This is a genomic window from Candidatus Didemnitutus sp. (assembly GCA_019634575.1).
Lineage (GTDB): Bacteria > Verrucomicrobiota > Verrucomicrobiia > Opitutales > Opitutaceae > Didemnitutus.
The window spans coordinates 3,548,831-3,573,119 of record JAHCAY010000001.1 but is presented as its reverse complement, the minus strand read 5'-3'; the positions used below and the strand labels follow the sequence as shown (position 1 = coordinate 3,573,119).

Sequence of the window (24,289 nt, the reverse complement as noted above, 5' to 3'; positions counted from 1 at the left end):
GCGTCGGTGAAGTGCGCGCAGTCCAAGCTTGCCACCCTTCGTTAACAACGGTCATGACGAGAAACAGTTACTCATGCCGCAACGTCCGCCATCCATTCGCCAGGTCGCCGCGTCGGCGCGGGTGTCGGTAGCCACGGTTTCACGAGTGCTCAATGCGGTTGGCACCGTTGATGCCGCGTTGAAGAAGAGAGTCGAGCGTGCGATCGAGCAGCTCGGCTACCGGCCGAACGCGCTCGCCTCGGCGGTCATGCGGCAGTTCCGCGCGCCGCACCGCAAGCTCCTCCGCGGCACGCTGGCGCTGCTCGCCTATCATCCGCAATCCGAGTGGCAGCGCGAGGAACTCTACTACTACCGCGAGTTCCTCGATGGCGCGCGACGCCGCGCCGCGCGGCTCGGCTACGACATCGCGACGTTCTGCCTGCGCGAGCCGGGCGTGAGTCCGAAGCGCCTCGCCGGCATCCTCGAGGCGCGCGGCATCAGCGGCGTGCTCGTGCTGCCGCTGCCGAACCGGACGGAGTCGCTCGGGTTCCCCTTCGAGCGCTTCGCCTCGATCAAGATCGGCTACATGCTGCAGACGCCGTCCCTGCACCGCGTGACGACCGATTACGTGCTGCACCTCGCGCGCATCCTCCAGCGGATGGACGACGCGGGCTACAAGCGCATCGGCTACGTGGTCGACGACGTGATCGAGGAGCGGCTCGCGCGCCTCGCCCAGGCACACTACCTCCTGCACCAGCAGAAAGTGCCGCGCGCCCAGCGGGTCCCGCTCTACACCGGCGCGCTGCTCGGCCATGCCGAGCGCGGCGCCGTTCATGAAGTGGTGGGAAAGGCACCGGCCCGACGCGATCGTGTGCCAGCATCTTCAGCCGTATTTCTGGCTGCGTGAGGCCGGCGTGCGCTTGCCGCAGGAGGTCGGTTTCGCCGCGATCACGACGCGGCCCGACTTTCCGGAAGTCTCCGGCATGCTCCCGTGCCTGAGCGAGATCGCCGCCACCGGCGTCGACCTGCTGTCGCACGCCGTGCTGCACGCCGAACACGGCGTGCCCGACTTTCAGCGCACCGTGCTGATCTGCGGCACGTGGCACGACGGCCGCACGCTGCTCGCGGCGCGGTGATCGGCGCGCGACGCCGCGGCCGATCCGTCCGGCGGCGACCGGACCGCTGGTAACTGTTACCGCCGCGCCCCGTTGAGCCCGGCGCGCTTCGGTGGCCTTGTGCGACGCCATCCCCCACCCCGCCGGCGGCCCCGCGCCGCGGACAACCAACCCGGAAAATGAAGACCACCCCTCCTCCTGCCTGCAGGCAGTTCGGACACGCTTGGCGTGCATCCCATCGACTCCTCCCGCTCTTCACCGCCGGCGCGCTCGCGCTCGCCGCCATCTCCCGCGCCGCCGCACCCGCGACGCCGGAAATCATCTCGGTCGTCGATACGTCCACCTCTGCGGCCTCGCCGCAGATCACGTGGGCCGCCGTCGCCAATCCCAGTGGAGGCACGCCGTATTACAAGGTCTACCGCGACGGCAGCACGACCGCGCTGACCACAATCACCAACGGCGCGACGAGCTACACGGACTCGAGTCCGACCGATCCCAACACGACGGACGGTCTGATCGACGCGCGTCACGGCACATTCTCCTATCGCGTGAGCGCGGTGAACCCTTCCACCAATGAGGAATCCGCCCAGAGTGCCGCCGCCTACTACGGCTTCCGCCGCACGCCATTCGTGATGAAGTGGGACGACGACCGCTACAGCCCGGCGACCGATTTCCGCGCCACCTCGTGGCCCGGCGGCGCGAGCGAGCCGCCCCGCGTCACCATCGGTTCCGACGGCGTCGGCCTCACCGCCAACGGTCAGACCGTTCGCTTTTGGGGCATCAACTTCGCCTACGGCTCGAACATCCCGTCAAAGGCCGACGCGCCCAAGATCGCCGCGCGCCTCGCCCAGTTCGGCGTGAACCTCGTGCGCGTCCACAACCTCGATGACCGCCCGTCGGAGCCAGTCGCTGGCGACAGTGGCCACCATGGGATTCTGAAGGATCCGAGCGCCGTATTTACCGGCGCGAGCAACGTCAACTCCACGGAGCTCGACAAATTCGACTTCTTCGTCGGCGAGCTCCGGAAGAATTTCATCTACGTCGATCTCAATCTGCGCGTTGGAAAGGACTACCCGACGCCGGGCGGCGGCACGGCGGGCCGCTACAAGGGCATCGATCTCTACTACGCCGACTACATCACCGAGCAGCAGGCCTACGCGTCCTTCTTCCTCAACCACACAAATCCCTACGCCCCCAATCCCGCCGGCGGCAACCACACCTACGCCACCGACCCCGCGATCGCGATCGTCGAGATCAACAACGAGGACGGCCTTATCTCGAACTGGTGGGGCGGCGCCTTCGACGGCACGCTGAATTCCTCCCACCGCACCGAACTCACGACGCTCTGGAACAACTGGCTCGCGGACACCTACGGCACCGGCAGCGCCGGCACGACCGCACTGACCGCGGCCTGGGCCCCGAAGACCAATTCGGCAGATTTCCCCGCGGCAACCGAACTGTTGAGCTCTGGCAACTTCGCGAGCGGCTTTACGTCACCGCCATGGGTGCTGCAAGCCACGCCGTCCACGCTCGTGAGCGCCAATCCGCCCGCGATCCTCACGACCGGCGGCCCGACCGGCCAGCCTGCGGTCGACATCGTCGTCGCCAACTCCGACACCACCGCCTGGCACGTGCAGCTGCTCTACCGCAACGTCACCGCCGACACCACGAAACCGCACACGCTGCGCTTTCACGCACGCATCGCCGAGGCCACACCGCGCACCATCCGCATCGGCTGGCGCAAATACTCCGACTTCACCGTCCTGCACGATACCGAGGTCGAGCTCACGAACACCTGGCGCGAATACATCGTCGTGTTCCCCGCACGCGCGACCAGCGACGGCCCCATCGATGTCTTCTTCTCCGACCTCGCCCGTCAGGTCGGCCATGTGCAGCTCGCCTCCGTTTCGCTCAAGGTCGGCAACGCCGTCGCCGGCGGCACCTCCTTCACTGTCGAAAGCAGCACCAACGGCTCCGATCTCGTCGGCAACGGCCAGTTCCCCAACACCTCTTCCATCACTGCGAACACCGGCTGGACGCTCACCGATCCCGACAGCCGTGTCGGTGCCACGCTAGGCGCGAACAGCGTCGTCGCGGGCGGCGGCGATGGCGGCGGCACCGGCAACAACGCCGTCAGCATCGCGCTCACGACGCCCAACGAGTCCGGCGGCCTCTACCTGCGCAAGACCGGCCTCACCTTCGTCGCCGGTCGCACCTACGCACTCACGTTCCACGCCAAGCACTCCGTCAACGCCACCAGCTCGAACAAGATGAGCGTGAGCGGTCGCACCTCGTCGGTGATCTTCCTCTCCAACTCGATCATGCCCACGACGGCGTGGCAGACCTTCACGCACGTTTTCACCGCCACGGTCGACACCACGGACGGCTGGATCGATTTTGCGCTCGGTAATCTCCCTTCCGGCACGTCTGGCACACCTGGCACATTCAACCTTTCGCAAGTCACCGTCGCCGAATTGCCCGTCATCGGATTGCCGAGCGGCGAGGCGATGGGGTCCGTGTCATTCCCGCGCCGCGCTGATTTTCATACCCGCTCGCGCGCGATGCAGACCGACTGGCTCAACTTCCTCTGGAAAACCGAGACGGACTACTGGAAGGCGATGCGCGACCACATCGTCGGCATCACGGGCAGCACGAACCGCCCGCTGATCATCGGCACGCAAGTCGACTTCAGCCCGGGCTTCCTGCAGGCGCAGGACATGGACATCGTCGACTCGCACAGCTACTGGCAGCATTACAGCGTCTACCCGAGCGGTATCCTCGTCGCGAAAAACTTCCCGATGGCCGGCACCACCGACGGCGCCAACACCGTCGGCGCGCGCAGCGGCCGGCGCATCCTCGGCAAGCCGTATCTCGGCACCGAGAGCGGCCACGGCTATCCGAACACCTACGGCGGCGAAGGCCCGGCGTTCTTCGGCGCCTACGCCGCGATGCAGGGCTGGCAGGGCATTTGCATGTTCTGCTACGAGGAGCGCAACCGGGAGGAGACCGTCACGTCGGCCGGCAAGTTCGACTCGGGTTTCGAAGGCGTCTTCACCATGGGCCGCGCCCCGGCGAAGATGGCCGCGATGCCCTTCGCCGCGCGGGCGCTCTCGGTCGTCTCCGCCGCTCCCGACACCAACACCGCCATCGCGGTCGTCGACAAGGCGACGATCATCGAGACCATCCGCCAGAAACAGCGCGCCAACCTCGGCGCGACCGATTTCGCCGGCGGCGCCATCTCCACGCTACAGGGCTTCAGCACCCGCGTCGGCCAGCGCATGGACCCCTCGGATTGCTACGTCGTCCGGCCGTCGGTCGCGCCCAGCGGCGTCATCACCGACCCGAGCGGCGAGCTCACTTGGGACACCACGAGCGCCACGCGCCGCAGCCTGATCACGACCACGACCGCGAAGTCGTTCTACGGTTACTACGTGCCGAACACGTCCATCTCGCTCGGCGACGGCGTCAGCCTCAGCCTCAACGACAGCTTCCAGCACCGCACGAACGTCGGCACCTCCAGCACCGAATGCTGGGCGGGCGTGAGCCTCACGCTCAAGGACGGCTCATCGTTCGGCGCCGCCGGCAGCCGCTGGCTCGTGACCACCGCGGGCTACACCGACAACTACAAGTCCACCTGGCAGACCTACCGCGGACCCGTCTCGCACGAAGACTCGCCGACGGAGAACTCCGCGCCGGCGTCCGTCGGCGGCTCGCCGAGCTTCGTCGAACGCATCAGCGGCACGATGACGTTCAACGTCGGCTCCGGCCGGCTCTCGGCCTACAGTCTCGACGAAAACGGCGACCGCATCGCACCGCTCGCAGTGAGCTACAGCAGCCCCTACGCGACGGTCACGATTCCGACCACCACCAACACCCTGTGGTATGAGATGAGCGTCGACGCGCCATCGACCGCGCTGACGCTCAGCTTCCCGCCGAACAGCAACGGCTACGGCGCGGTCGGCACCACGCCCATCGGCATCGCCGACACCGCGCTCGCCGCCAACAGCAATACGCGCACGACCGACAACACCGCGTGGCAGAAGCTCGGGCCGAGCGCCTCCGACGCGGTCAACCTCAACCTCGCGAGCGACACCACGAGTCCGGGCAACGCCTCGGGCACCAACTCGGTCATCATCAGCGCCGGCACCGCCACCGCGGGCCAGACGCTGGGCGGCTGGATCGACCTGCGCGGCCAGAACATTCCCAGCTTCAAGGTCTGGGAACTCGAGGCGCGGCTGAAGTTCACCTCATCCACGACGGACACGGTCGACGACGTCCACCTCGTCATCGGCCAGGACCAGACGACGTTCCCCGTCGTGCACGTCGCCCTCAGCCGCGCGATCGGCGGCACCTCGTTCGGTGTGCAGCTGCAGACCGCCGGCGGGATGATGTCGCCAACGACCGTCGCAAGCGGCACGTGGGTGAAGGTCCGTGTGCGCGTAACGCCGCCCGGCGCCGCCGGCGCGCCCGCTGGCGGATTGCTCGAACTGTGGGTGAACGACGTCGCGCAAACGCTCACCAACACCGCGCTGCCGTCCACCACGGCGCTGCCCGACGAGTTGTATATCTACACCGGCGCCACGGCGACCGGCAACGCGTGGATCGACGAGGTGAAGATCACGATTCCCTGAGCTGAGGTTTCCCTGCGCCTGGCGACGTTAACGCGACCGTCGCTGGGACGCCAAACGCCCGCCGGCCTTCGGGCCGGCGGGTTCATTTTCCCGTCCGCACACGACGCCGTCGCGCTTTGTCCTTAATTGGCGTGGCACGCGCCGTCCGGTTTCAGCACGTCCCCCAAAGCCCTTCGGACCGCTTCGCGCAGATTGGATCGCGCGTGGCTCAACGCCTCGACCAGTGGTTGTCCTGCCGGGGTGATGAGGTGCAAGCGAACGCCACCGCTGGGAGCGATCGATGCGGCTCCCGCAAAAAAATGCACCGGCCTGCCATGGGCCGCGGCAAGACGCAGCACGCTTCCGGGGCCTTTGCCCTCCAACGAGCTCTCGTCAAACCGCCCTTCCCCTGTGATCACGAGATCCGCGGCGTCAATCCGCGCCTCCAGCGACAGCCATTCCCGGACCAGCGCCGCGCCTTCCACGATTCCGGCGCGAAACACGGTCGCCAGCCCGAAGGCCATGCCGCCGGCGGCACCCATGCTCGGAGCCGCCGTGGTCTCGAACGATGTATTGGCCTGCGCGCAGAGCAGACGCGCCATGCGCTCCGTCGCCGCTTCCAACGCCGGAATCTCTTCCGGACCAAGTCCCTTCTGCACGCTGTAAACTCTCGCCGCGCCGCGTTCGCCGAGCAACGGATTGATCACGTCACACGCGATGCGAATGGGCGGCCAGTCATTCGTCGGGAAAGCGGCGCGGACAACCGCGACCCATCTGCCCGGATGAACGGAATCCACTCGCCTGCCGCCTTCATCGAAGAAGGAGCAACCCATCGCTTGCAATGCCCCCACACCGAGGTCGTGCGTGGCACTGCCCCCAATGCCGAGCAATACCGCCCGCGCCCCCTGCCGACGCGCGTGCGCGATTAGCTGCCCGGTCCCGCAAGTGGTCGCCAGCCACGGCGCTCTCTGCTCTGCGGAGAGCTGCTCCAGCCCGCTCGCGCTCGCCATGCCGACCAATGCAATCTCGGCGTCCGCATCGAAGTCGCCGAGGCCGAGCAAAGCGCGCGCGCTTTGTGGAACGCGGCCCCAACGGGCAAACCCCACCGGCGCACGGATGGCGCATCCCCGTGCATTGCGCGTCGGGACGGTTTCCATGCGGCCTCCGCACGAGCGAGTCAGGATTTCCGCGAAGCCCTCCCCGCCATCGGTCAACGGGCAAAGGTCCGTCTCGACTTTCCGTCCATGCATCTCGGCCAACGCCGTGCGTATGGTCTCGCCAACATCGGCCGCGCTCAAAGCGTCCTTGAATTTGTCGGGGGCGATCAGGATTTTCACCAGCGTAAGCGCCGAGGATCTGCAGGCGTCAGCCCTCGGCGGCGAAATCAATCCGCGCACCAGCAGGTCGAGACAATGACTCGCTCGCGAAACAGTTACCCAAGCACGGATGGCATCGGAAGCCGGGCCAATAAGCGCATGCCGGCGCATCGCTGACACCTCGACGACCCATCCGGCCAACACCACAGCTTCCCATCGCGTGTCGGCACTCTGACGCTGACGAACAACCCGTCCCAAACCACAAGTCTGCGCATCGGTTCGGATTCCCCTGCCTCGAATTTGCCGCCTTCCCACCGCGCGAGGGTTTCCCCGAGGACTACGTTTCCGACCGCCAGCGCCGTCGGCCCGGTGAGCCGCATAGCGCTCCGGAGATTCGGCATCTCAGTTCGGCTCCGCCCCGGGTGAGTCCCACCGACTCGCAAGCGCCGGTGGAAACCCCGATGGCCAGGCCGGCGAGCTTGCCGCATACTGGCAACTTCCCCTTCGTCACCAAGTCCTCCACTCCCGCATGTTTCGCTCGCTTCCCATGACGTTCAGCTCGTTTCGCGGGCGGCTCCTCCTGCTCGGCGCCGTGGTCGCGGCCGCATCGTTGATTCTCGGCACCGCGCTCACCTGGCGCGCCTACCTGCACGAGCGCGCCGCCATCGCGCGCGACCTGCAAAACACCTCGCGTGCCGTCGCCACGCTGATCGACCAGGAGCTCAAAGCCCACGAACGCTTCGTGGGTTCGCTCGCCACCGCGGATGCGCTCTATCGTGACGACTTCGCGGCGTTCTACGAACGCGCGGCCCGCATCGCCTCGGGCGACGCCCGGTGGATCGTCCTGCTCGACGAAACCGGCCGGCAGTTGGTCAACACCCGCCTGCCCTTCGGCGCTCCCCTGCCTGGCAGCGAGATCCCGCCCGCGACGCTCGAGGCCTGGCGCGCCGGCCGCTCCTACATTTCCAACGTCATCCCCGGCACCGCCGCGCCAGGTTACGTGCTCGCGATCACCGTGCCGCACATGCGCCACGGCAAATTTCGTTACGCCGTCGCCCTCGCGCTGACTCCCCAGGCTTTCGTCGAGGGCATCGACCTGCGGCAGATAGCACCGGGCTACATCATGTCCGTGCTCGATCGCACCGGGACGATCGTCTGGCGCAACCGCGCCGGCGAACAATTCATCGGCCGTAAAGCCACGCCCGACATCGTGCAGGCGGTCCGGCAGCGCACCCCCTACCTCGCCCCGAGCCGCACCCTCGAAGGCATCGACGTGCTCTCGGCGGTCTCCCACGGCGCCGATACCGGCTGGGCCACGGTGATCGGCGCGCCAGTCGCGCTGCTCGAAGCCTCCGCCAAGCAACTGCTCCGGCTCGGCCTCGCCATCACGCTCGGCATCCTCGCCCTCACGATCCTCGTCGCCTGGCGCATCGGCCGCGACACGGTCGCGGACGTAAACGCCCTCGTCACCGACGCGGACAAATTCGCGCGCGGCATGCTGCCCCCGCCACGCACCTGGGCCTTCGCGGAGACCGCCACCGTCGCCCAAGCCCTGCGCCGCACGCTCACGCAACTGCACGCCGAGCTCCATCACCGCACCCAGGCCGAGGCCACGCTCCGCCTGCTCGAACAACGCTTCCGCCTCGCCGCCAACGCCGACCAACTCACCTTCTTCGAGCAGGACGCCGAGCTCCGCTACACCTGGCTCTACCCCGAGCACGGCGCACACCGCCACGCCATCGGTCAGCGCGATACCGAGCTCGCGTCCGACGCGGACGCTACGCCGCTCGTGCGACTCAAACGCGAAGTGCTCGCCACCGGCGAGCCGCGACAGGGCGAGGTCTCCGTTCCACTCGCCACCGGCCTCCGTCACTATTCGCTCTTCGTCACGCCGCGCCGCGATCCCACGACCGGCTGCATCGTCGGCGTGGCCGGCGCAGCGGTCGACATCACCGATCGCAAAAACGCCGAGCAAGCCCTCGAGCACGCCCAACTCGACCTCCGCCGCGCCAACGCCGAACTCGAATCGAAAGTCCGCGAACGCACCGAATCCCTCCACGACCTCGTGAAACAAATGGAGGAGTTCACCTACAGCGTGTCGCACGACCTCCGCGCGCCGATCCGCGCCATCACCGGCTTCTCCGGCCTGCTGCTCGAAGATCACGCGCACCGCCTCGACGCCGACGCGCAAGGCATCCTGCAACGCATCATCCGCAGCGGCGAACGGCTCGACCGCCTGATCAGCGATCTCCTCGCCTTCAGCCGCATCGCCCGGCACGACGTCGAACTCGCGCCGGTCGACGCCGTGCGCATCCTCCGCGATCTCGTCAACGATCACCCGGCCCTCCAACCACCCGCCGCCGAGATCGCCCTCCCCGACTCGCTTCCGCCCGTCCTCGCCCACGACGCGCTGCTGCAACAGGTGCTGTCCAACCTCCTGACCAACGCCGCCAAATTCGTGCCGCCCGGGCGCACGCCGCGCATCGACGTCTCCGGCGAGACGCGCGCCGAGCACCTGCGAATCTGGGTTCGCGACAACGGCATCGGCATCCGCCCCGACTTGCAGCCGCGCCTCTTCCGCATCTTCGAGCGCCTCCACAGCGAAGCCTACGAAGGCACCGGCATCGGTCTCGCCACCGCCCGCCGCGCGCTCGAGCGCCTCGGCGGCAGCATCGGCGTCGAGTCCGACGGAGTGAACGGTTCGCGATTCTGGATCGAACTCCCGCTCGCGCCGAGCAACGCCGCCGCGGCCGACGCTCCCGCTCGTGCCTAGCCTGCGCTCGGTCGATGCTTTCGCGCGGGTCGCCGTTCCCTCGCGCGTTAAGGCGCGTCTTCAAAATGCCTTTTCGTCGCGATGCCCGCAGGGCGAGCCGTGGTGAACGGCCCGCCCGTCGAGACTCCTCGCAAAGACAATTTGAAGATGCGTCCTAACAGGCACCGAGCGCGCGGCGCTTGCGCCAGACGATCGCACCGAGCAACGCAATGAAGCCGGCCGCGACCGCGCAGGTGCTCGGTTCGGGCACGGCCGTGACCTGGATTTGCGAGATGTAGGTGAACGCGCCGGCCTTCGGCACCGTGCCGCCGACGAGCCCCTGGCCCGTGTAGAGCGAATACTCGAGTTCGAGCGTGTAGGTTTGCCCGCCGATCATGCCCGTCAGCGTGGGATTGATCGTGTAGCTGTTCAGCGCGGACTGCGTGACGCCGAACGTCGTGCTGTAGATCGACTCGGCGTGCTGCGCCGTCGGCGACATCAGCGTGACGGAGATGCGGCCGCCGCTCGTGTAGGCGGCGACCTGGTCGCCGTTGAAATTGAAGGTGTAGCTCGTGAGCGTCGGGTCGATCAACAGCGCGCCGCCACTCCACGTGCCGCCCGTCAGCAGCGGGAGCACGTCCGGATATTTGTCGGTGAAGCTCCCGCCCGCGCCGAGATTGATCGAGGGCGTCGCGCCGCCGACCTGCAACGCGTAGGCGCCGTTGGCGAACTGCTGGTCGAGCGTCGCCTTGCTGTTGGTCGAATAGATCGTCTCCCAATTCGGGTTCGTGTAGCTCGCGTTGACCGGCGCGGCGGCGAGGCTGCCGACGGGCAGCGTCGTGATCCGCACCGGCGTGAGTCCCGCGAGATTGCTGCCGAAGACGGCGAAGCGCGCCTCGTAGACTCCCTTCAGCGTCGGCGCGGTATCCTGCTGCGTCTGCTCGGTGTAGGTGCGCTTCTCGACGAGGTAGCTCGAAACCTGGGCCGACGCGGTCAGCGTCGCGAGGAAGGCGGTGGCGGCAAGGAGGGGGATGCGCATGGGATACGGGCGCGCGCACCGGAAAGGCGCACGTCGCCACCCGTAATGGTAAGGTTTCCGCGCCCCCTTACCGAAAATCCGCGCGGCGCCGCTATTTTTTCGCCGCCGCTTGCCAGCGCGCCAGCCGTTCGCGCGCCAACGGCAATTCCGGCAAAAGAAATTTCGGCATCTTGCCCTCGTTCGCCGCCAATCCCTCGACTCCGGCCGCGAGCAACGCCTCCGCTTCCGCCCATCGGCCCTGCGCGCACAGCGCGCCGCCCAAGCGCGACCGCACGATCGCGCGGCGCCACTCGTCCCACTCGGTCCGCTCGGCCAGCGCCAGCGCCCGCCGCAATTCGGCTTCCGCCTCGCTCGATCGGCCGGCCAGCAGGAGCACGTCGCCCCATTCCGCGCGGGCCCACAACGTGTCCGGGTGCGACTCGCCCAGCACGCGCGCCCGCGCGGCCGTCAGGCGGCGGAACCGCAGCTCGGCGGCCGCGTGTTCGCCCTGGCGTTTCTCGATGCTCGCGAGCGCGAACATCGCGCTCAGCGTGAACGGATGCTCCGGCCCGGAAACCTCCTCGCGGGTCGCCACCAATTCGCGCGCGCTCGCCGCCGCCTCGTCCAGCCGGCCTTGATCGCGCAGGATGATCGCGAGGTTCGTGAGCACCACGAGCGTGTCGGAGTGTTTCTCCCCGAACACCCGTCGCCGGATCTCCAGCACGCGCCCCAGGTAGGCCGCCGCCTCGTCGAGCCGACCGCGATCGCGCGCGATCGACGCCAGGCTGTTCAGGATCAACAGCACGCCCGGATGCTCCGGCCCGAGCACCCGCACGTCGGCCGCCAGCGCCTGCTGTCCCAGCGCTTCCGCCTCCGTCAGCTTGCCCTCGCGCGACAGCACGATCGTGAGGTCGTTCATCACTCGCAGCGTCTCGGGAAAATCCTCGCCGAGGTGCCGGCGATGCAGCTCCAGGCTCTCCTTGAACAAACGCTCTGCCGCCGCCAGCTCGCCGGTCTCCGTCAGCGCGCTGGCATAGTTGTTCATCGTGAGCAGCGCTTCGCGGTCGAGCGGGCGACCCAGTCGCCGCCGCGTTTCGAGCGCTTGCCGCAGCGTTTCCTTGGCTTCCGGCCACCGCCCGGCATTGCGCAACGCGTCGCCGTAGAGGCTCCACGTGTTCAACGTCGCCGGCGCCTCGGGGCCGAGCACCCGGCTCTGCCGCTCCCACGTCACGCGCGCCAACGCCGCGGCCTCCGGATAACGCCCGAGCCCGACCAGCACGGGAACCAGCTTCGCGTCGAGCGCGAGCACCGCCTCCGGCGCGCCGGCCGGGGCCGCCGCCCGCAACCGGCGCGCACGCAGCAACTCGCGCCGCGCCGTCTCGAAATCGCCGAGGGAGGAATACGTCTCGCCGAGCGTCGTGCGCAACGCCGCCTCGATCTCCGGCTCCGCCGCAAAGCGGCCCTCGATGGCGCGCCCCGCGCGATCGAGCACCGTGCGGAGTTTCAGATCGCGATCGGGTTGCCGCGCGGGCGACGCCTGGGCCAGCAGGTCGTTTTGCAGAAACTCGCTCACCGCGCGCGCCGTGGCCGCCGCCTCGCTCGCCGCATGCCGCTCCCGCTCGATCCGCACCGCCACCAGCGGACCGCCGATCGCGAGCGTCAGCAGCAACGTCGCCGCCAGCCCCGCGGAGATCGCCACCGCCGGCCGGCGCCGGCACCAGCGCGCGCCGCGCGCGAGCGGCCCCAGCGGACGCGCCGCGATGGTCTCGCCGCGCAGAAAACGCCGCAGGTCGTCGCGCAGCTCCGCCGCGCCCGCGTAGCGTTCCGCCGGCCGCTTGCTCAGGCATTTCAGGCAGATCGTCTCCAGATCGCGCGGCGCGCCCGGCTGCAACACGCGCGGCGACACGGGCTCCGCCGTGGCCACGAGGTGCAGCACGGCCGCCGTCGATTCCGCCACGAACGGCGCGCGCCCGGTCAGACACACATAGAGCAACGCGCCCAAACCGTAGACGTCCGCGAGCGGGGTCGCCGCGGCGTCGCTCAGGAGCTCCGGCGCGAGGAAGGCCGGCGTGCCCGCCACCTGCAACGTGCGGGTGAGATCGCCGCGCCCCTGCGACGGGCCCGCCAGCCCGAAGTCCGCGAGCTTCGGCTCGCCGGTCGGAGTGAGGAGGACGTTCGAAGGCTTCAGGTCGCGATGCAGGACGCCGGCGGCGTGCGCGTGCGCGACGGCGTCCGCGAGCTGGACCACGAGCATCGCCGCCGCGCGGGGCGCGAGCGGTTGCCGGGCGAGTTTTTCCGCGAGATTTCCGCCGGCCACGAAATCCATCGCGAGGAACGTCGTCGCGCCTTCGCCGCCGAGCGCGTGCACCGCGACGATGTGCGGATGCTGCAAGCTCGCGGCGACCTTGCCTTCGCGGAGCAGCCGCTCCGCCGCCAGCGGATCGCCGGAGAGCGAAATCACCTTGAGCGCGACGAGGCGGTCCAGCGCGCGCTCGCGCGCCAGCCACACGACGCCCATCGCCCCGCGCCCGAGTTCCCGCAGGCGTTCGTAGCCGGCGAGCGCATCGCGCGGCTCCTCGGTCGTTGGGCTCAGCGCCCGAGTCAGCGCGCAGGCCGCGCAAACCTCATCCGCCGAGGCCGTGGAGAATTCGCCGCCGCACAACACGCATCTCATCGGCGCAGGACGTCGACCAGTTGCCGCAGCTCCGTGTCCACGTCGGCGGGGTTCGCCAGCGTGCTCCGGACTTCCGCGCGGATCAGCTCCGTGTAGCGGCGCGACAGCCGGTGGAGCGCCACGGAGAGTTGGTTGCGCGTCTGTCCGAGCTCGGCCGCGAGCCGGTCGTAGTCCTCGGACGCCGGCGCGCGCACGAGGAACGGACGCAGCGCGGCGAACCGGCGCGCGTGCGCCGCGTCGGATTGCTCCGCGCCGAGCCGCTCCAGCGCCAGCCGGCGCACCGACAGCGCCCACATGCGGTCGTAGGCGAGCGCCGGATCGAGATCGGTGGCGGCGACTTGCTCCAGCTCGTCGCGATCGGCCGCGAGCTCGGCGAGGCGCACGGGGCCGCCGCCGCGTTTCGCCGCCGCCGCGACCCGGCGGCGATTGGCGAGGAAATGCCGGAGCAATGTGCGCAGGAAACCGCGGAAGCTGCCGCGCGCGACATCCGCGCGATCCAGCCACGCCCGCTCCAGGATGTGCGCGAAGAATTCCTGCGTGGCATCCTCGGCATCGTGCGCCGCCAGTCCTTCGCGGCGCGCGAAGACGTAGATCGGTCGCCAGTAGCGTTGGCACAGCAGGTTGAGCGCGGCGCCTTGGTCGGTGTTGCGCTGCGCCGAGACGATCAGGCTCCAGTTCGTCGAATCGAACCCGTCGGGCGTGGACTCCTGTGCGCGCGCGTCTGGCACGCGCCGAACCTACGAAGCGGAGCGCCGGCGCGTCAACGCGAGTCCGACCGCGCCCACCGCCGCGCCCATGTCTCCATGAAGCGGCAAGAGCCCGGCGCGAAAATCACGGCGCGGAGTAGACGATCTCGCCGCCAACGATCGTGTGCACGCAGCGCGTCTTCAGGATCTCCGGCTCGGGGATCCGCATGATGTCGGCGGAGAGCACGGTGAGGTCCGCCCACTTGCCGACGGCGAGGCTGCCGCGCTCCTCCTCTTCGAACGCGGCGTAGGCCGCGCCGAGCGTCAGCGCGTGCAGCGCCTGCTCGCGCGTGAGCCGCTCCTCGAGATGCCAGTCCGCATCGGCGAAGCCATCCAGCGAGCGCCGCGCCACGGCGGCGTAGAATTCGATCATCGGCTCGCCGCGCTCGACGGGCGCGTCGGACCCAGCCGCGAAGTGCGCACCGCTCCGGAGCAGCGACTGCCAGGCATAAGCTCCGGCGAGCCGCTCGCGCCCGAGTCGCTTCGGCGCAAAATAGAAATCGCCGATGGCATGGGACGGCTGCATCGACGCGATGACGCCCAGCGACGCGAAGCGCGGCAGGTCCGCCGGCGCGATGATCTGCGCGTGCTCGATGCGCCAGCGCGGCTCCTTGACCGCGCGCTCGGCCATCGGCACGGCCGCGAAGGCTTTTTCATACCAATCGAGCATGGTGCGATTGCCGCGGTCGCCGATGGCGTGCGTCTCGATTTGGATGCCACGGCGCAGCGCCGCCTGGAGCAACGGCATCAGCTTCGCCTCCTCCTGCATGAGCAATCCGCTCGAATGCGGGGAATCCGCATAGGGCGCGAGCAGTGCCGCGCCGCGCGAGCCGAGTGCGCCGTCGATGTAGAGTTTCACGCCGCGCCGCGTGAAGCGGCCGGCGCTTTCGGCGAGCACCGGGCCGGCCGCGAGGAGTTTTTCCCCGCTGCCGTCGGCGCCGCTGACGGCGTCGTAGACGCGCAACTTGATCCGGCCTTCGGCGACCAGCCTGCGCACGATCTCCGATTCCGCGTAGCTGTTGCCGGCGATCTGAATGCCGGTCCAGCCGAGGCGTGCCTCGCGCTCGGCGCCGACGACCAGCTGGCGCTCCACCTCGGCGGGTGTCGCGGGCGGCACGAGGCGCAGGACGAGCGCCATGGCGCGATCGACGAGCATGCCGGTGGGCTCGTCCGCGGCGTCGCGAAGGATCTCGCCGCCGGACGGATTGGGCGTGTCGCGCGTGACGCCGGCAAGCCGCAGCGCGACGGAGTTCGCGACGACGGCGTGACCGTCCGCGCGCTCGAGCACGACCGGGTGAGCGGGCGAAACCGCGTCGAGTTGCTGGCGCGTGGGAAAGGCCGCGGGTTGCCAGTGCGTCTCGATCCAGCCGCGTCCGACGATCCAGTGTTTCGCCTCGGTGGCGGCGACGCGTTCGGCGAGGCGGCGCTGGAGGTCGGGGATGCCGGTAGTGCCCTCGAGATTGAAGGAGAGCTCGCGCTCGCCGATGCCGGCGAGATGGAGATGCGCGTCGTTCAGGCCCGGGACGGCGGTGGCGCCATGGAGATCGAGCACGCGCCGGGCCGCGGCGCGGAATTTGTCGGCGCCCGCGTCGTCGCCGACAAAGACGATGCGGCCGTCGCGGACGGCCAGTGCGGTGGCGCGGGGCTGCGCGGGATCGAGCGTGTAGAGATTGCCGCGGACGATGAGCAGGTCGACCGGTTGGGCACCGGCGATCGCGACGAGGGCGAGGACGGCCAGGGGCAGGCGGAACATGCGCGCAGCACGGCGCAAGTTCCCGCGGTTGGCAAACCCCGAGCGACGATCAGGCGGCGGCGAGCGCGCGGACGCGTTCCTGGATGTTCTCGGCAGCGAGGCCGACGGCCATGATTTGCCGCGGCGTCTGGGCGGTGAGCATGCCGAGGTAGTTCAGCGCGTCGTCGAGGGCGACGAGTTCCTTGTTGGTCTCGTCGATCTTGTGGCGGAAATCGGCGAACATCGTCCGCAGGTTTTCCGCTTCGGCGATACGGGCCGCCTCGGTGAGACCGCGAACCTGCGCCATCTGGATGCTCATGGCGACCTTGCTCAACTGCTCGCGCGACTCGGCGAGCAGCGCGGACTCCGTCTGGAGTTCCGTAATGGAGCGCGCGGCGGCGCGGGTGCGGTCGACGAACGCCTCCTCGAGGTCGATGAGCATGCTGCTCTTGTCCTTCGCCGCGCCGGTGCCGAGCGCGAGCTCGGCCTGGTAGGCGAGGATCATTTCCATCTGGAGGCGTGCGATGGCGATGTCGGCGTTGATGCTCTCCGTGGCGGCGGAGGTGCGCGTGACGTGGCTGCGCAGCTCGTGGGTGCCGCGCCCGAGTTCCTGCGCGTAATGATCGAGGAACGTCGCAACCACGCCGACGGTGCGACCCTCGAGTCCGTGCCGCTGCGCCGTGATGTTCACGTTCAGCGCGTGCATGCGGAAATCGTCCGCGACGCCGAGGACCGAGCGGCCGGCGTTCTGCAACTGCTCGTGAAAGCGGATGAAGCGGTGCAGTTCCGCGAAGACCTCGGTGACCTGCCGGTAGACGCGCAGGCCGTCGTCGTAGAGCTGCGCCACGCTGGCGGAGATGCCCTGGCCGTGGATCGCCGAGGGGAAGAGCCCGAGCTTGGCGGCTTCGAGACGGGAATCGCGCTCGCACAGCTCGGCGTTGAGGGCGACGTGGGAAAAGAGATCGTAGCTGGCGAAGCCGAGCGCCCGGAGCTCCTCCCCGAGCTGGGCGCGGCTTTTTTCCATCGCCTCCTTCGGCGCGGCGCCGCCGGCGATGGCGACGCTCTCGGTGCGCGCGAGTTTCTCGTAGAGTCGCTCGACGACCGCGAAGGTGGGGCTCGTCGGTTTGAAGCGGATGGAGAGAAACCGGCCGCCGCTGATCGGCACGATGACGGCGAACACCCAGTAGTAGGCACCGTCCTTGGCCATGTTCTTCACGTAGCCGGCGAACGAGCGCCCGGCCTTGAGATTTTCCCAGACGAGCTGGAACGCCGCCCGCGGCATGTGCGGATGGCGGATGATGTTGTGCGCATGGCCGACCAGCTCCTCCGTCGTGAAGCCGCTGACGCGCGTGAAAACCTCGTTCCCGTTCACGATGACGCCGCGGGCGTCGGTCGTGGAGAAGAACATTTCGTTGAGTTTGAACTCCCGCGCGATTCCGAGCGGGGTGACAGGGCGCACATTCATAGGGGACCGGCGTGCGGCGTGGCACGTCGCCGCCTTTACTAACGGCACAAAAGGCCCGGGCTGAAGGATCGGGGCGTAAAATTCGCTCCCGGCGTCACGCCCCCACCGCGCGCGCGACCGCCGCGAGCAAGTCGCCGGCCGCAAACGGCTTCTTTAACAGCGGGGGAGTCTGGCCGATCGTGTTTTTCATCGCCGCCTGCACCGCATCGAGCTCCATCAGGCCGGACATGAAAATCACCGGCAAACCCGGCTCCAGCTGGCGGATGTCCGCCGCCGCGCGATCGCCCGTCAGCAACGGCATCATGATGTCCATCAACACAAGGGCGATGGCCCCGCGGCGTTCGGAAAAGATCACGAGCGCCTCGCGGCCGTTGCCCGCCTCGACGACCGCGAAGCCCGCGTGGCGCAGCACGACGCTCGCCACCTCGCGCACGCTCGGCTCATCGTCGCACACGAGCACCAAGCGTCCGCGCCCCGCAACAGTCACCGGTGCCATCGGCGCGGCGGAGTCGACCTTTTCCGGCGCGATCGCCGGCAGGTAGATGCGGAATTCCGAACCGGCGCCGGGTGCCGAGTCCACTTCCACGATGCCCCCGTGACTGCGGACGATGCCGAGCGCCGTCGGCAAACCGAGGCCCGTGCCCTTGCCGCGCGGCTTCGTGGTGAAGAACGGCTCGAAGATCCGCTCGCGCACCTCGGGCGGCATGCCCTGGCCGGTATCGCGCACGCCGAGCACCACGTAGTTGCCAGCCGGCAATTCGCCCATGAATCCCACGCGCCGCGCCGTCACGCGTTCGGCCTGCGCGCGCAGCGTCAGCGTGCCGCCCTGCGGCATCGCGTCGCGCGCGTTCACCGCGAGGTTAAGCAGCACCTGATGGAGCTGTGTCGCATCGCCGCGGACCATGGGTAAATCTTCCGCCACCTCGCGGAACACCTCGATATCCCGCGGGAAAGTCTCCTGTATAATCATCGCCAACTCGCGCAACAGGTCGCCCGGGCGCAGCGGGGCACGTTCGCCGTCGATGCCGCGCGCGAAAGTCAGCACCTGCCGCACGACGCCGCTGCCGCGCCGCGCGGCCGCATCGATCACCTCCAGCACGCGCTGATCAGCCGGGTCGCGGATGCGCAGACGCAGCAACTCGGTGCTGAGCAGGATCGGCGCGAGCACGTTGTTCAGATCGTGCGCGATGCCGCCGGCCAGCAGGCCGATGCCTTCCATCCGTTGCGCGCGGAGCAACTGCTGCTCCATCAGCTTGCGCTCGGTGATATCCTGCTTGATCGCGATGAAATGCGTGATGCCGTCGCCGCCGTGCGACACCGGCGCGATGATCATGTGCTCGTTGTATTCGCTGCCGTCCTTGCGTCGGTTCACGAGCTCGCCGTTCCACACCTTGCCGCCGCGGATGGTGCGCCACATCTGGGCATAGAACTCGTCCCCGTGCCGGCCCGACTTCAACACGCGCGGGTTGCCGCCGATCGCCTCCGCCGCCGCGTAGCCGGTCAGACGCGTGAAATGCTCGTTCACCCACTCGACGCGCCCCTGCTGGTCGGTGATCACGATGCCGGAGGGTATGGCTTGCAGCGCCGTTTCCAGGAGCGTGAGCCGCTGGCTGGCGCGGCGCACTTCCGTCATGTCGGCAAAGGTCCCGATCATGCGCCGCGCCTCGCCGGTGGGAGCCCGCTCGACGACCTTGCCGCGATTCAGCACCCAGCGATAGCTGCCGTCGCGGCAGCGGATGCGGTGCTCGTCGTGCAACAAGGCCGTGCGCCCAGCGAGACACTCGGCGAGCCGCGCGCGCGTGCACGGCAGATCGTCGGGGTGCACGTGCTCCTGCCACTCTTCGTAACGCCCGCTCAGCTCCTCCGGCGCGTAGCCGAACATCCGCGCGAGCTGGGGTGAGAAATAGGCGTCGCCGGTCGCGACATTCCAATCCCACACGCCGTCGCCGGCGCCTTCGAGGGCGAATTGCCAGCGCTGCTCGCTCGCGACCAGCGCCGCCGCCTGCTGCTCCGAATGCTGCCGCACCGCGATGACGTCCAGCCCGTGCGCGAGATCGGCGGCGAGTTGCTCGACGAGCAACACGACCTCGCGCGTGAAAAATCCCGGCTCCTCGGCGTAGATCGCCAGCGTCCCCCGCGCGCCGGTCGCCAGCCGGAGCGGCACCGCCATGGTCGAGCCGAGTCGGTGCTGTCGAGCGCGCCCCCGCCACGGTGCCATGGCCGGATCGCGCTCGATCTCCTGACACACGAAGCTGCTGCCGCGCCGCAGTGCCAGCCCCACCGGCCCCTGCGCTTCCGGCCGGGTCGGGTCCACCGAAACCACGATCCCGTCGACGTAACTCGCCGCGGGGCCGACAGCGACCTCCGTGACGATCCCCAGCGTCCGCTCGTCGACCCAGCCGATCCACGCCAGCCGCAGGCCGCCGCTCCCGATCAGTGTTTCGCCGATGGCCCGGCACAACGGCTCGCGCTCGGCGGCGGTGAGGGCGATCTCGTTGGCGCGGGTCAGCGCGGCATAGATGCGGTTGGCGCGCTGCGTCGCGCGGGCCTCCTCGAGCGCGCCGCGATGCCGCTCCAGTTCGGCCCCGCGCACGCGATGCTCCATCGCCCGGGCGAGGCGGTAGAGCACCAGGCTAGAGACCAGGACGAACAGGCCGCCCTTGCCCATGTTGATGGCAAACCCGTGCAACGTCTCCTGGCCGCGCAGCGCCACGATGGTGTCGGAAACGACGATCCATCCGCCTGCCAGAAGGGCGTAGGCGAGCGTCAACTGAATCGGAGCGGGCAGCTTGTCGCGAAACATGGGGGCAGCGGTCGAATGGCCCGTCGACCGCGCGAAGCTATGGCCTGCGTGCCGTCACACAACCTTTCTGTTCACGCCGGCGGGGGGATTTCACGCCGCAGGGCGCAGACATTTTCCCGCCCCATCGACCAGATGGTGGACGCTACTGGACTCGAACCAGTGACCCCGTGCGTGTGAAGCACGTGCTCTAACCAACTGAGCTAAGCGTCCGAAAAAACCGGACGGGCACGGTTGCGGACCGTTTTTCGGAAATCAAACTTTCTTTTCCGCTCCGCCCGGCACGGCGGCCCCATCCGCCGTGCGCAACGCCTGGAGCAGATCCTCCTCGCGGAACGGCTTCGGCAGAAACACCGCGACGCCCAGATCGGCCAGCGACAGCCCCTCGCCACCATCCGTCTTTTCGTCGGCATAGCCGGAGGCGCACACGATCTTCAGACTCGGTGCCAGCGCGCGCAGCTCCCGGATCAGCACGGTGCCGCGCATGCGCGGCATCACCAGATCGACGATTGCGAATTGGTAGGCGCTCGGATGCAAACGAAACACCTGCAACGCATCCACTCCGTCCGCCGCGGTCACGACCTCGAAGCCGCGCCGCCGCAGGAGTTGCTCGAGCACCATGCGGATCGGTTCCTCGTCATCGACGACGAGCACCCGGCAGCCCGCGCCGGACGGCGCGACGGCCGCAGCGGGCGCGGTCACGGCGCCGGCATCGGCAGGCACGGCGGGTAGCAGCACGCGGAACGTCGTGCCGCGCCCCAGCGCCGTGTCCACCTCGACCGCGCCGTCGTGGCTGCGCACGAGACCGTAGACGGTGGACAAGCCGAGACCGGTGCCCTTGCCGCGCGGCTTGGTGGAGAAGAACGGCTCGAACATGTGCTCCAGCACTTCGTCGGCGATGCCGGTGCCGGTGTCGGACACCGCCAGCTCCACGTAGGCGCCGGGCGCGATGCGGGCGAGCGCGGCCGCCCGCGTCGCGTCCACCTGTGTCACGCGCGCGCTGAACACGAGCCGCCCGCCCAGCGGCATCGCATCGCGCGCGTTCACCGCCAGGTTCAACAGCACCTGGTGCAGCTGCGTGACGTCGCCCCGGATCGCCGGCAAGTCGCGGCCGGTATCGACGGACACCTCGATGAGGCGCGGGAAGGTTTCCTGCGCGAGCTGCGCGATCTCCTTCAACAAATACCGCGGCTGCACGATCGTGCGTTCGCCCTCGACGCCGCGCGCGAAGGTCAGCACCTGCTTGACGATGTTGGCTCCGCGCTGCGCGGCCTGCGCGACGAGATTGAGGCGCGCGACCGCAGTCGCGGAAAGCTGCCGCTCGGCGCGCAGGAGTTCGACGGAAAGCACGATCGGCGTCAGCACGTTGTTCAAATCGTGCGCGATGCCGCTCGCGAGCATGCCCACGCTCTCCAATCGCTGCGAACGCGCCAGCTGCTGCTCGAGCCGGCGTTCGTGCGTGATGTCGTCCTTCACCGCCACGAAGTTCGTGATCGCACCCGCGCCGTTGCGCACCGGCGCGATGGTCATGTGCTCGAAGTAGGTGGCGCCGTCCTTGCGCCGGTTCTGCACCTCGCCCGACCACACCTCGCCGCGCAGGATCGTTTCCCACAGCCGACGATAAAAGGCGGCGTCATGCTGACTGGAGCGCAGGATGCGCGGATTCATTCCCTGTGCCTCCGCAAGCGAGTAACCCGTCAGGCGCGTGAACGCCGGGTTGACCCACTCGATCGCTCCGGCGGCATCGGTCACCATGATGCCCGCCGGCGTCGCCTGCAGTGCGGCATGGAGGAGCCGCAACTCGCGATTCGCCCGCTGGCGCTCCGTGATGTCGCGCGCCACCACGACGGCGGAGCGATGTCCGTCGTGCGTCAGGCCGCTAAACGTGATCTCGGTGTCGACGTGCGATCCGTCCGGTCGCTGCACCTGCCACTCGAACGCCGGCACGCGCTCGCGCCACACCCGCTCGAGGATGGCCTGCGCCTTGGGCCGCGATTCCGCGCCGTCCGGCTGTCGCGGTGGGAAGAACTCCGTCAGATGCCGTCCGATCAGATTTTCCTGCGGCGTCTGCAACAGCTCGGTCGCACGCGAGTTCGCGCTGGCGACGCAGAATTGCTCGTCCGTGGTGAAGATCGCGTCGTTCGCGCTCTGGAAAATGGCGCGGAACCGCTCCTCGCTCTCCTCGATCGCCTGCGCGACGCGCTGCCGGGCGGTCACATCGTGCGCCACCACGACGCGCGCCGGCCGGCCTTCCCAGCGGATCGTATGCTCGAGGATATCGACCCAGATGATCTCGCCGTTCGCACGCAAGTGCCGCCACGGCCCCGAGGCCCGGACGTTTTGAAAGGATTTCCCGAGATGATCCAGGAGCTGCGGCACATCTTCGGGCGGCCGCAGCGCGGCGATGTTCATCCCGACGAACTGCGCGCGCGGATAGCCGTAGTGCGCCACCGCGCAATCGTTCACCGCGAGGATGCATTTCGTCTCCGTATCGAAAATCCACATCGGATTCGGGCTCTGCTCGAACAGCGCCTGGTAACGCACGGCCTGCTCCGCCAATTGCTGTTTCAGTTCGGAGCGTGCCGTGATGTCATGGTGCGTGCCGATCATCCGCAACGGCCGCCCTTGCGCGTCGCGCTCCACCACCACTCCGCGATCGAGCACCCACGCATACGAATCGTCCTTCCGGCGGAGACGGTGCTCCGAGCGATAGAACGGTATCGCCCCGGCGAGGTGCCGCTCGAGCTGCTCGCGCACGGCCGGCAAATCGTCGGGGTGCACCCGCGCTTCCCACTCGGAAACATGCGAGCGAAACTCCCCCGGCGCATACCCGAGCATCCGCTCCAGGCACGGCGAGAAATACACCTCGGACGTCGGGAGACTCCAGTCCCACAAGCCGTCGCCCACGCCGTCGAGCGCCTGCCGCCACCGCGCCTCCTGCCGGATGTATTGCGCTTCCGCCGCGGCGAGCCGCGTGGTCAGGCGTTTCAACAGCAGAAAAAGCAGCCCCGTCGTCACGAGCACGAACGCGAGTCCCTTCACCATATCCCATCCGGAATGCCAGGCCGGCACGCCACTCCGCGCATCGAGCCACAAGTCCGACAGCACAATCCACCCCATCGCCAGCAGACCGTAGGCTGCAGCGTAGCGCCAAGGCACAATCGAAGACAGCCGATTCACCAGGCGGATACTCTACGTCATCGCCGGTCTCTCCGCCTGCGCAGCCTTTGCGCGACCGCGAGCGGCGATTGCGCGCGCTTGGGCAAGACCACGCCAAAAAATGCGCAGCAATTCCCTTACAGTCGCACGGTTGCCGCGACGATAGAGAGCGCGACGACACCCCCCGAGCCGTCGGAATCCCAAGTCATGTCGGTTTCGTTTACGATCTCCCGGCGGGTGAGCGCAGGCTTCGCCCTCCTTCTCGTCATCACGCTCCTGCTCGGAGCGTTCGCTGCCTGGTGGATGAATTCCGCCTCCAGCAATGCCCGCTTCCTCAGCCGGGCCATTGCCCCCGAAGCGGACGTCACCTCGCGGCTCGCCCAAGCCTCCGCGCAAACCCAACTCGCCGTCCGCACCTACGGTCTCACCGGCGACCCCGCGCAACTCGAGCTCGCGCAGAAAAATCTCGCCGAGGTCGACCGGGCGCTCGCCGCCTGCCGCCAGCTCTCCCAATCCGAGCCGACACTCAAAACCCTCGCCGAAGGCATCACGAAAACCGAAGCCACCCTCGCCGCTTACCGCGAAGGATTCGAGACGACCCGCGCCAACCTCGCCGAACTCGCCCGCATCCGCGACGAACTCGACGCCAGCGCCCGCGAATTCACCGCCAAGATCGAAGCCTACATCGACAGCCAGGGCAAACTCCTCGCCGACGAGATCGCCGGCGGTCTGTCAGCGGAGAAGCTCAACGAGCGGCGCCAGAAAATCGCCACCGCCAACGATATTGTCGACCTCGGCAACGCCGTCCGCATCGCGAACTTCAAATCGCAGGCCCTCCGCGAACCCGAACTGATCGAACAGGCCCTACCCGCGTTCGATCAAATCGACCGGCAAACGACCGACCTGCTCAAAACCACCCGACA

General features: G+C 68.5%; 12 protein-coding genes and 1 tRNA gene. 4 read left to right on the top strand and 9 right to left on the bottom strand.

Going from position 1 to position 24,289, the window contains the following annotated elements:
• Positions 1-73: 73 nt before the first annotated feature.
• The 3 genes from KF715_14830 (at position 74) to KF715_14820 (ending at position 5,725) form a co-directional block, all read left to right on the top strand.
• On the top strand, positions 74-886 hold the full coding sequence (locus tag KF715_14830) for a LacI family DNA-binding transcriptional regulator (protein ID MBX3737968.1): 813 nt from the start codon (positions 74-76) through the stop codon (positions 884-886).
• Positions 849-1,115 carry a hypothetical protein gene (locus tag KF715_14825; protein ID MBX3737967.1) on the top strand — a complete coding sequence of 89 codons (267 nt, stop codon included), beginning with the start codon at positions 849-851 and terminating at the stop codon, positions 1,113-1,115. The genes KF715_14830 and KF715_14825 overlap by 38 nt, the downstream gene beginning before the upstream one ends.
• A 158-nt stretch (positions 1,116-1,273) precedes the next feature.
• Positions 1,274-5,725 carry a hypothetical protein gene (locus tag KF715_14820; GenBank protein ID MBX3737966.1) on the top strand — a complete coding sequence of 1,484 codons (4,452 nt, stop codon included), beginning with the start codon at positions 1,274-1,276 and terminating at the stop codon, positions 5,723-5,725.
• Between the two features lie 122 nt (positions 5,726-5,847).
• Here KF715_14820 and KF715_14815 read toward each other — a convergent pair whose 3' ends face one another.
• Entirely contained in the window at positions 5,848-7,041 is a 1,194-nt protein-coding gene (locus KF715_14815; GenBank protein ID MBX3737965.1) for a glycerate kinase, read from the bottom strand.
• A gap of 508 nt (positions 7,042-7,549) precedes the next feature.
• Between KF715_14815 and KF715_14810 the strand changes: the two genes are divergently transcribed.
• Positions 7,550-9,793: a PAS domain-containing protein gene (locus KF715_14810; protein MBX3737964.1), complete on the top strand. Its 2,244-nt coding sequence runs from the start codon at positions 7,550-7,552 to the stop codon at positions 9,791-9,793.
• A 154-nt stretch (positions 9,794-9,947) separates the two neighbouring features.
• On the opposite strand, the gene KF715_14805 is transcribed toward KF715_14810, so the two are convergent.
• The 8 genes from KF715_14805 to KF715_14770 all read right to left on the bottom strand — a co-directional run bounded on the left by KF715_14805 (position 9,948) and on the right by KF715_14770 (position 23,387).
• The gene (locus KF715_14805) at positions 9,948-10,811 is read right to left on the bottom strand and encodes a hypothetical protein (GenBank protein MBX3737963.1); all 864 of its coding nucleotides are present in this window, start codon (positions 10,809-10,811) and stop codon (positions 9,948-9,950) included.
• Positions 10,812-10,902: 91 nt separating this feature from the next.
• Positions 10,903-13,464, bottom strand: a complete 2,562-nt coding sequence (locus KF715_14800; GenBank protein ID MBX3737962.1) for a serine/threonine protein kinase — start codon at positions 13,462-13,464, stop codon at positions 10,903-10,905.
• Positions 13,461-14,192, bottom strand: coding sequence for a sigma-70 family RNA polymerase sigma factor (locus tag KF715_14795; GenBank protein ID MBX3737961.1), 732 nt, complete (start codon positions 14,190-14,192; stop codon positions 13,461-13,463). The genes KF715_14800 and KF715_14795 overlap by 4 nt, the downstream gene beginning before the upstream one ends.
• 103 nt (positions 14,193-14,295) lie before the next feature.
• Complete coding sequence (locus KF715_14790; GenBank protein ID MBX3737960.1) at positions 14,296-15,963, bottom strand: amidohydrolase; 1,668 nt, start codon at positions 15,961-15,963, stop codon at positions 14,296-14,298.
• Between the two features lie 49 nt (positions 15,964-16,012).
• Positions 16,013-17,407 (bottom strand): PAS domain-containing protein, encoded by a 1,395-nt coding sequence (locus KF715_14785; protein ID MBX3737959.1) that lies wholly within the window; start codon positions 17,405-17,407, stop codon positions 16,013-16,015.
• Between the two features lie 94 nt (positions 17,408-17,501).
• Positions 17,502-20,120: a PAS domain S-box protein gene (locus KF715_14780; protein MBX3737958.1), complete on the bottom strand. Its 2,619-nt coding sequence runs from the start codon at positions 20,118-20,120 to the stop codon at positions 17,502-17,504.
• A gap of 223 nt (positions 20,121-20,343) precedes the next feature.
• Positions 20,344-20,420: transfer RNA gene (locus tag KF715_14775), tRNA-Val, on the bottom strand.
• A gap of 42 nt (positions 20,421-20,462) precedes the next feature.
• A complete protein-coding gene (locus tag KF715_14770; protein ID MBX3737957.1) occupies positions 20,463-23,387 on the bottom strand; it encodes a PAS domain S-box protein in 2,925 nt (974 codons plus the stop codon).
• Between the last annotated feature and the right edge of the window lie 902 nt (positions 23,388-24,289).

What these genes read in the sequence shown, in the direction of transcription:
- KF715_14830 (MBX3737968.1), top strand. Translation starts at nt 74, where the DNA reads ATGCCGCAACGTCCGCCATCCATTCGCCAGGTCGCCGCGTCGGCGCGG.
- KF715_14820 (MBX3737966.1), top strand. Translation starts at nt 1,274, where the DNA reads ATGAAGACCACCCCTCCTCCTGCCTGCAGGCAGTTCGGACACGCTTGG.
- KF715_14810 (MBX3737964.1), top strand. Translation starts at nt 7,550, where the DNA reads ATGTTTCGCTCGCTTCCCATGACGTTCAGCTCGTTTCGCGGGCGGCTC.
- KF715_14805 (MBX3737963.1), bottom strand. Translation starts at nt 10,811, where the DNA reads ATGCGCATCCCCCTCCTTGCCGCCACCGCCTTCCTCGCGACGCTGACC.
- KF715_14800 (MBX3737962.1), bottom strand. Translation starts at nt 13,464, where the DNA reads ATGAGATGCGTGTTGTGCGGCGGCGAATTCTCCACGGCCTCGGCGGAT.
- KF715_14790 (MBX3737960.1), bottom strand. Translation starts at nt 15,963, where the DNA reads ATGTTCCGCCTGCCCCTGGCCGTCCTCGCCCTCGTCGCGATCGCCGGT.
- KF715_14785 (MBX3737959.1), bottom strand. Translation starts at nt 17,407, where the DNA reads ATGAATGTGCGCCCTGTCACCCCGCTCGGAATCGCGCGGGAGTTCAAA.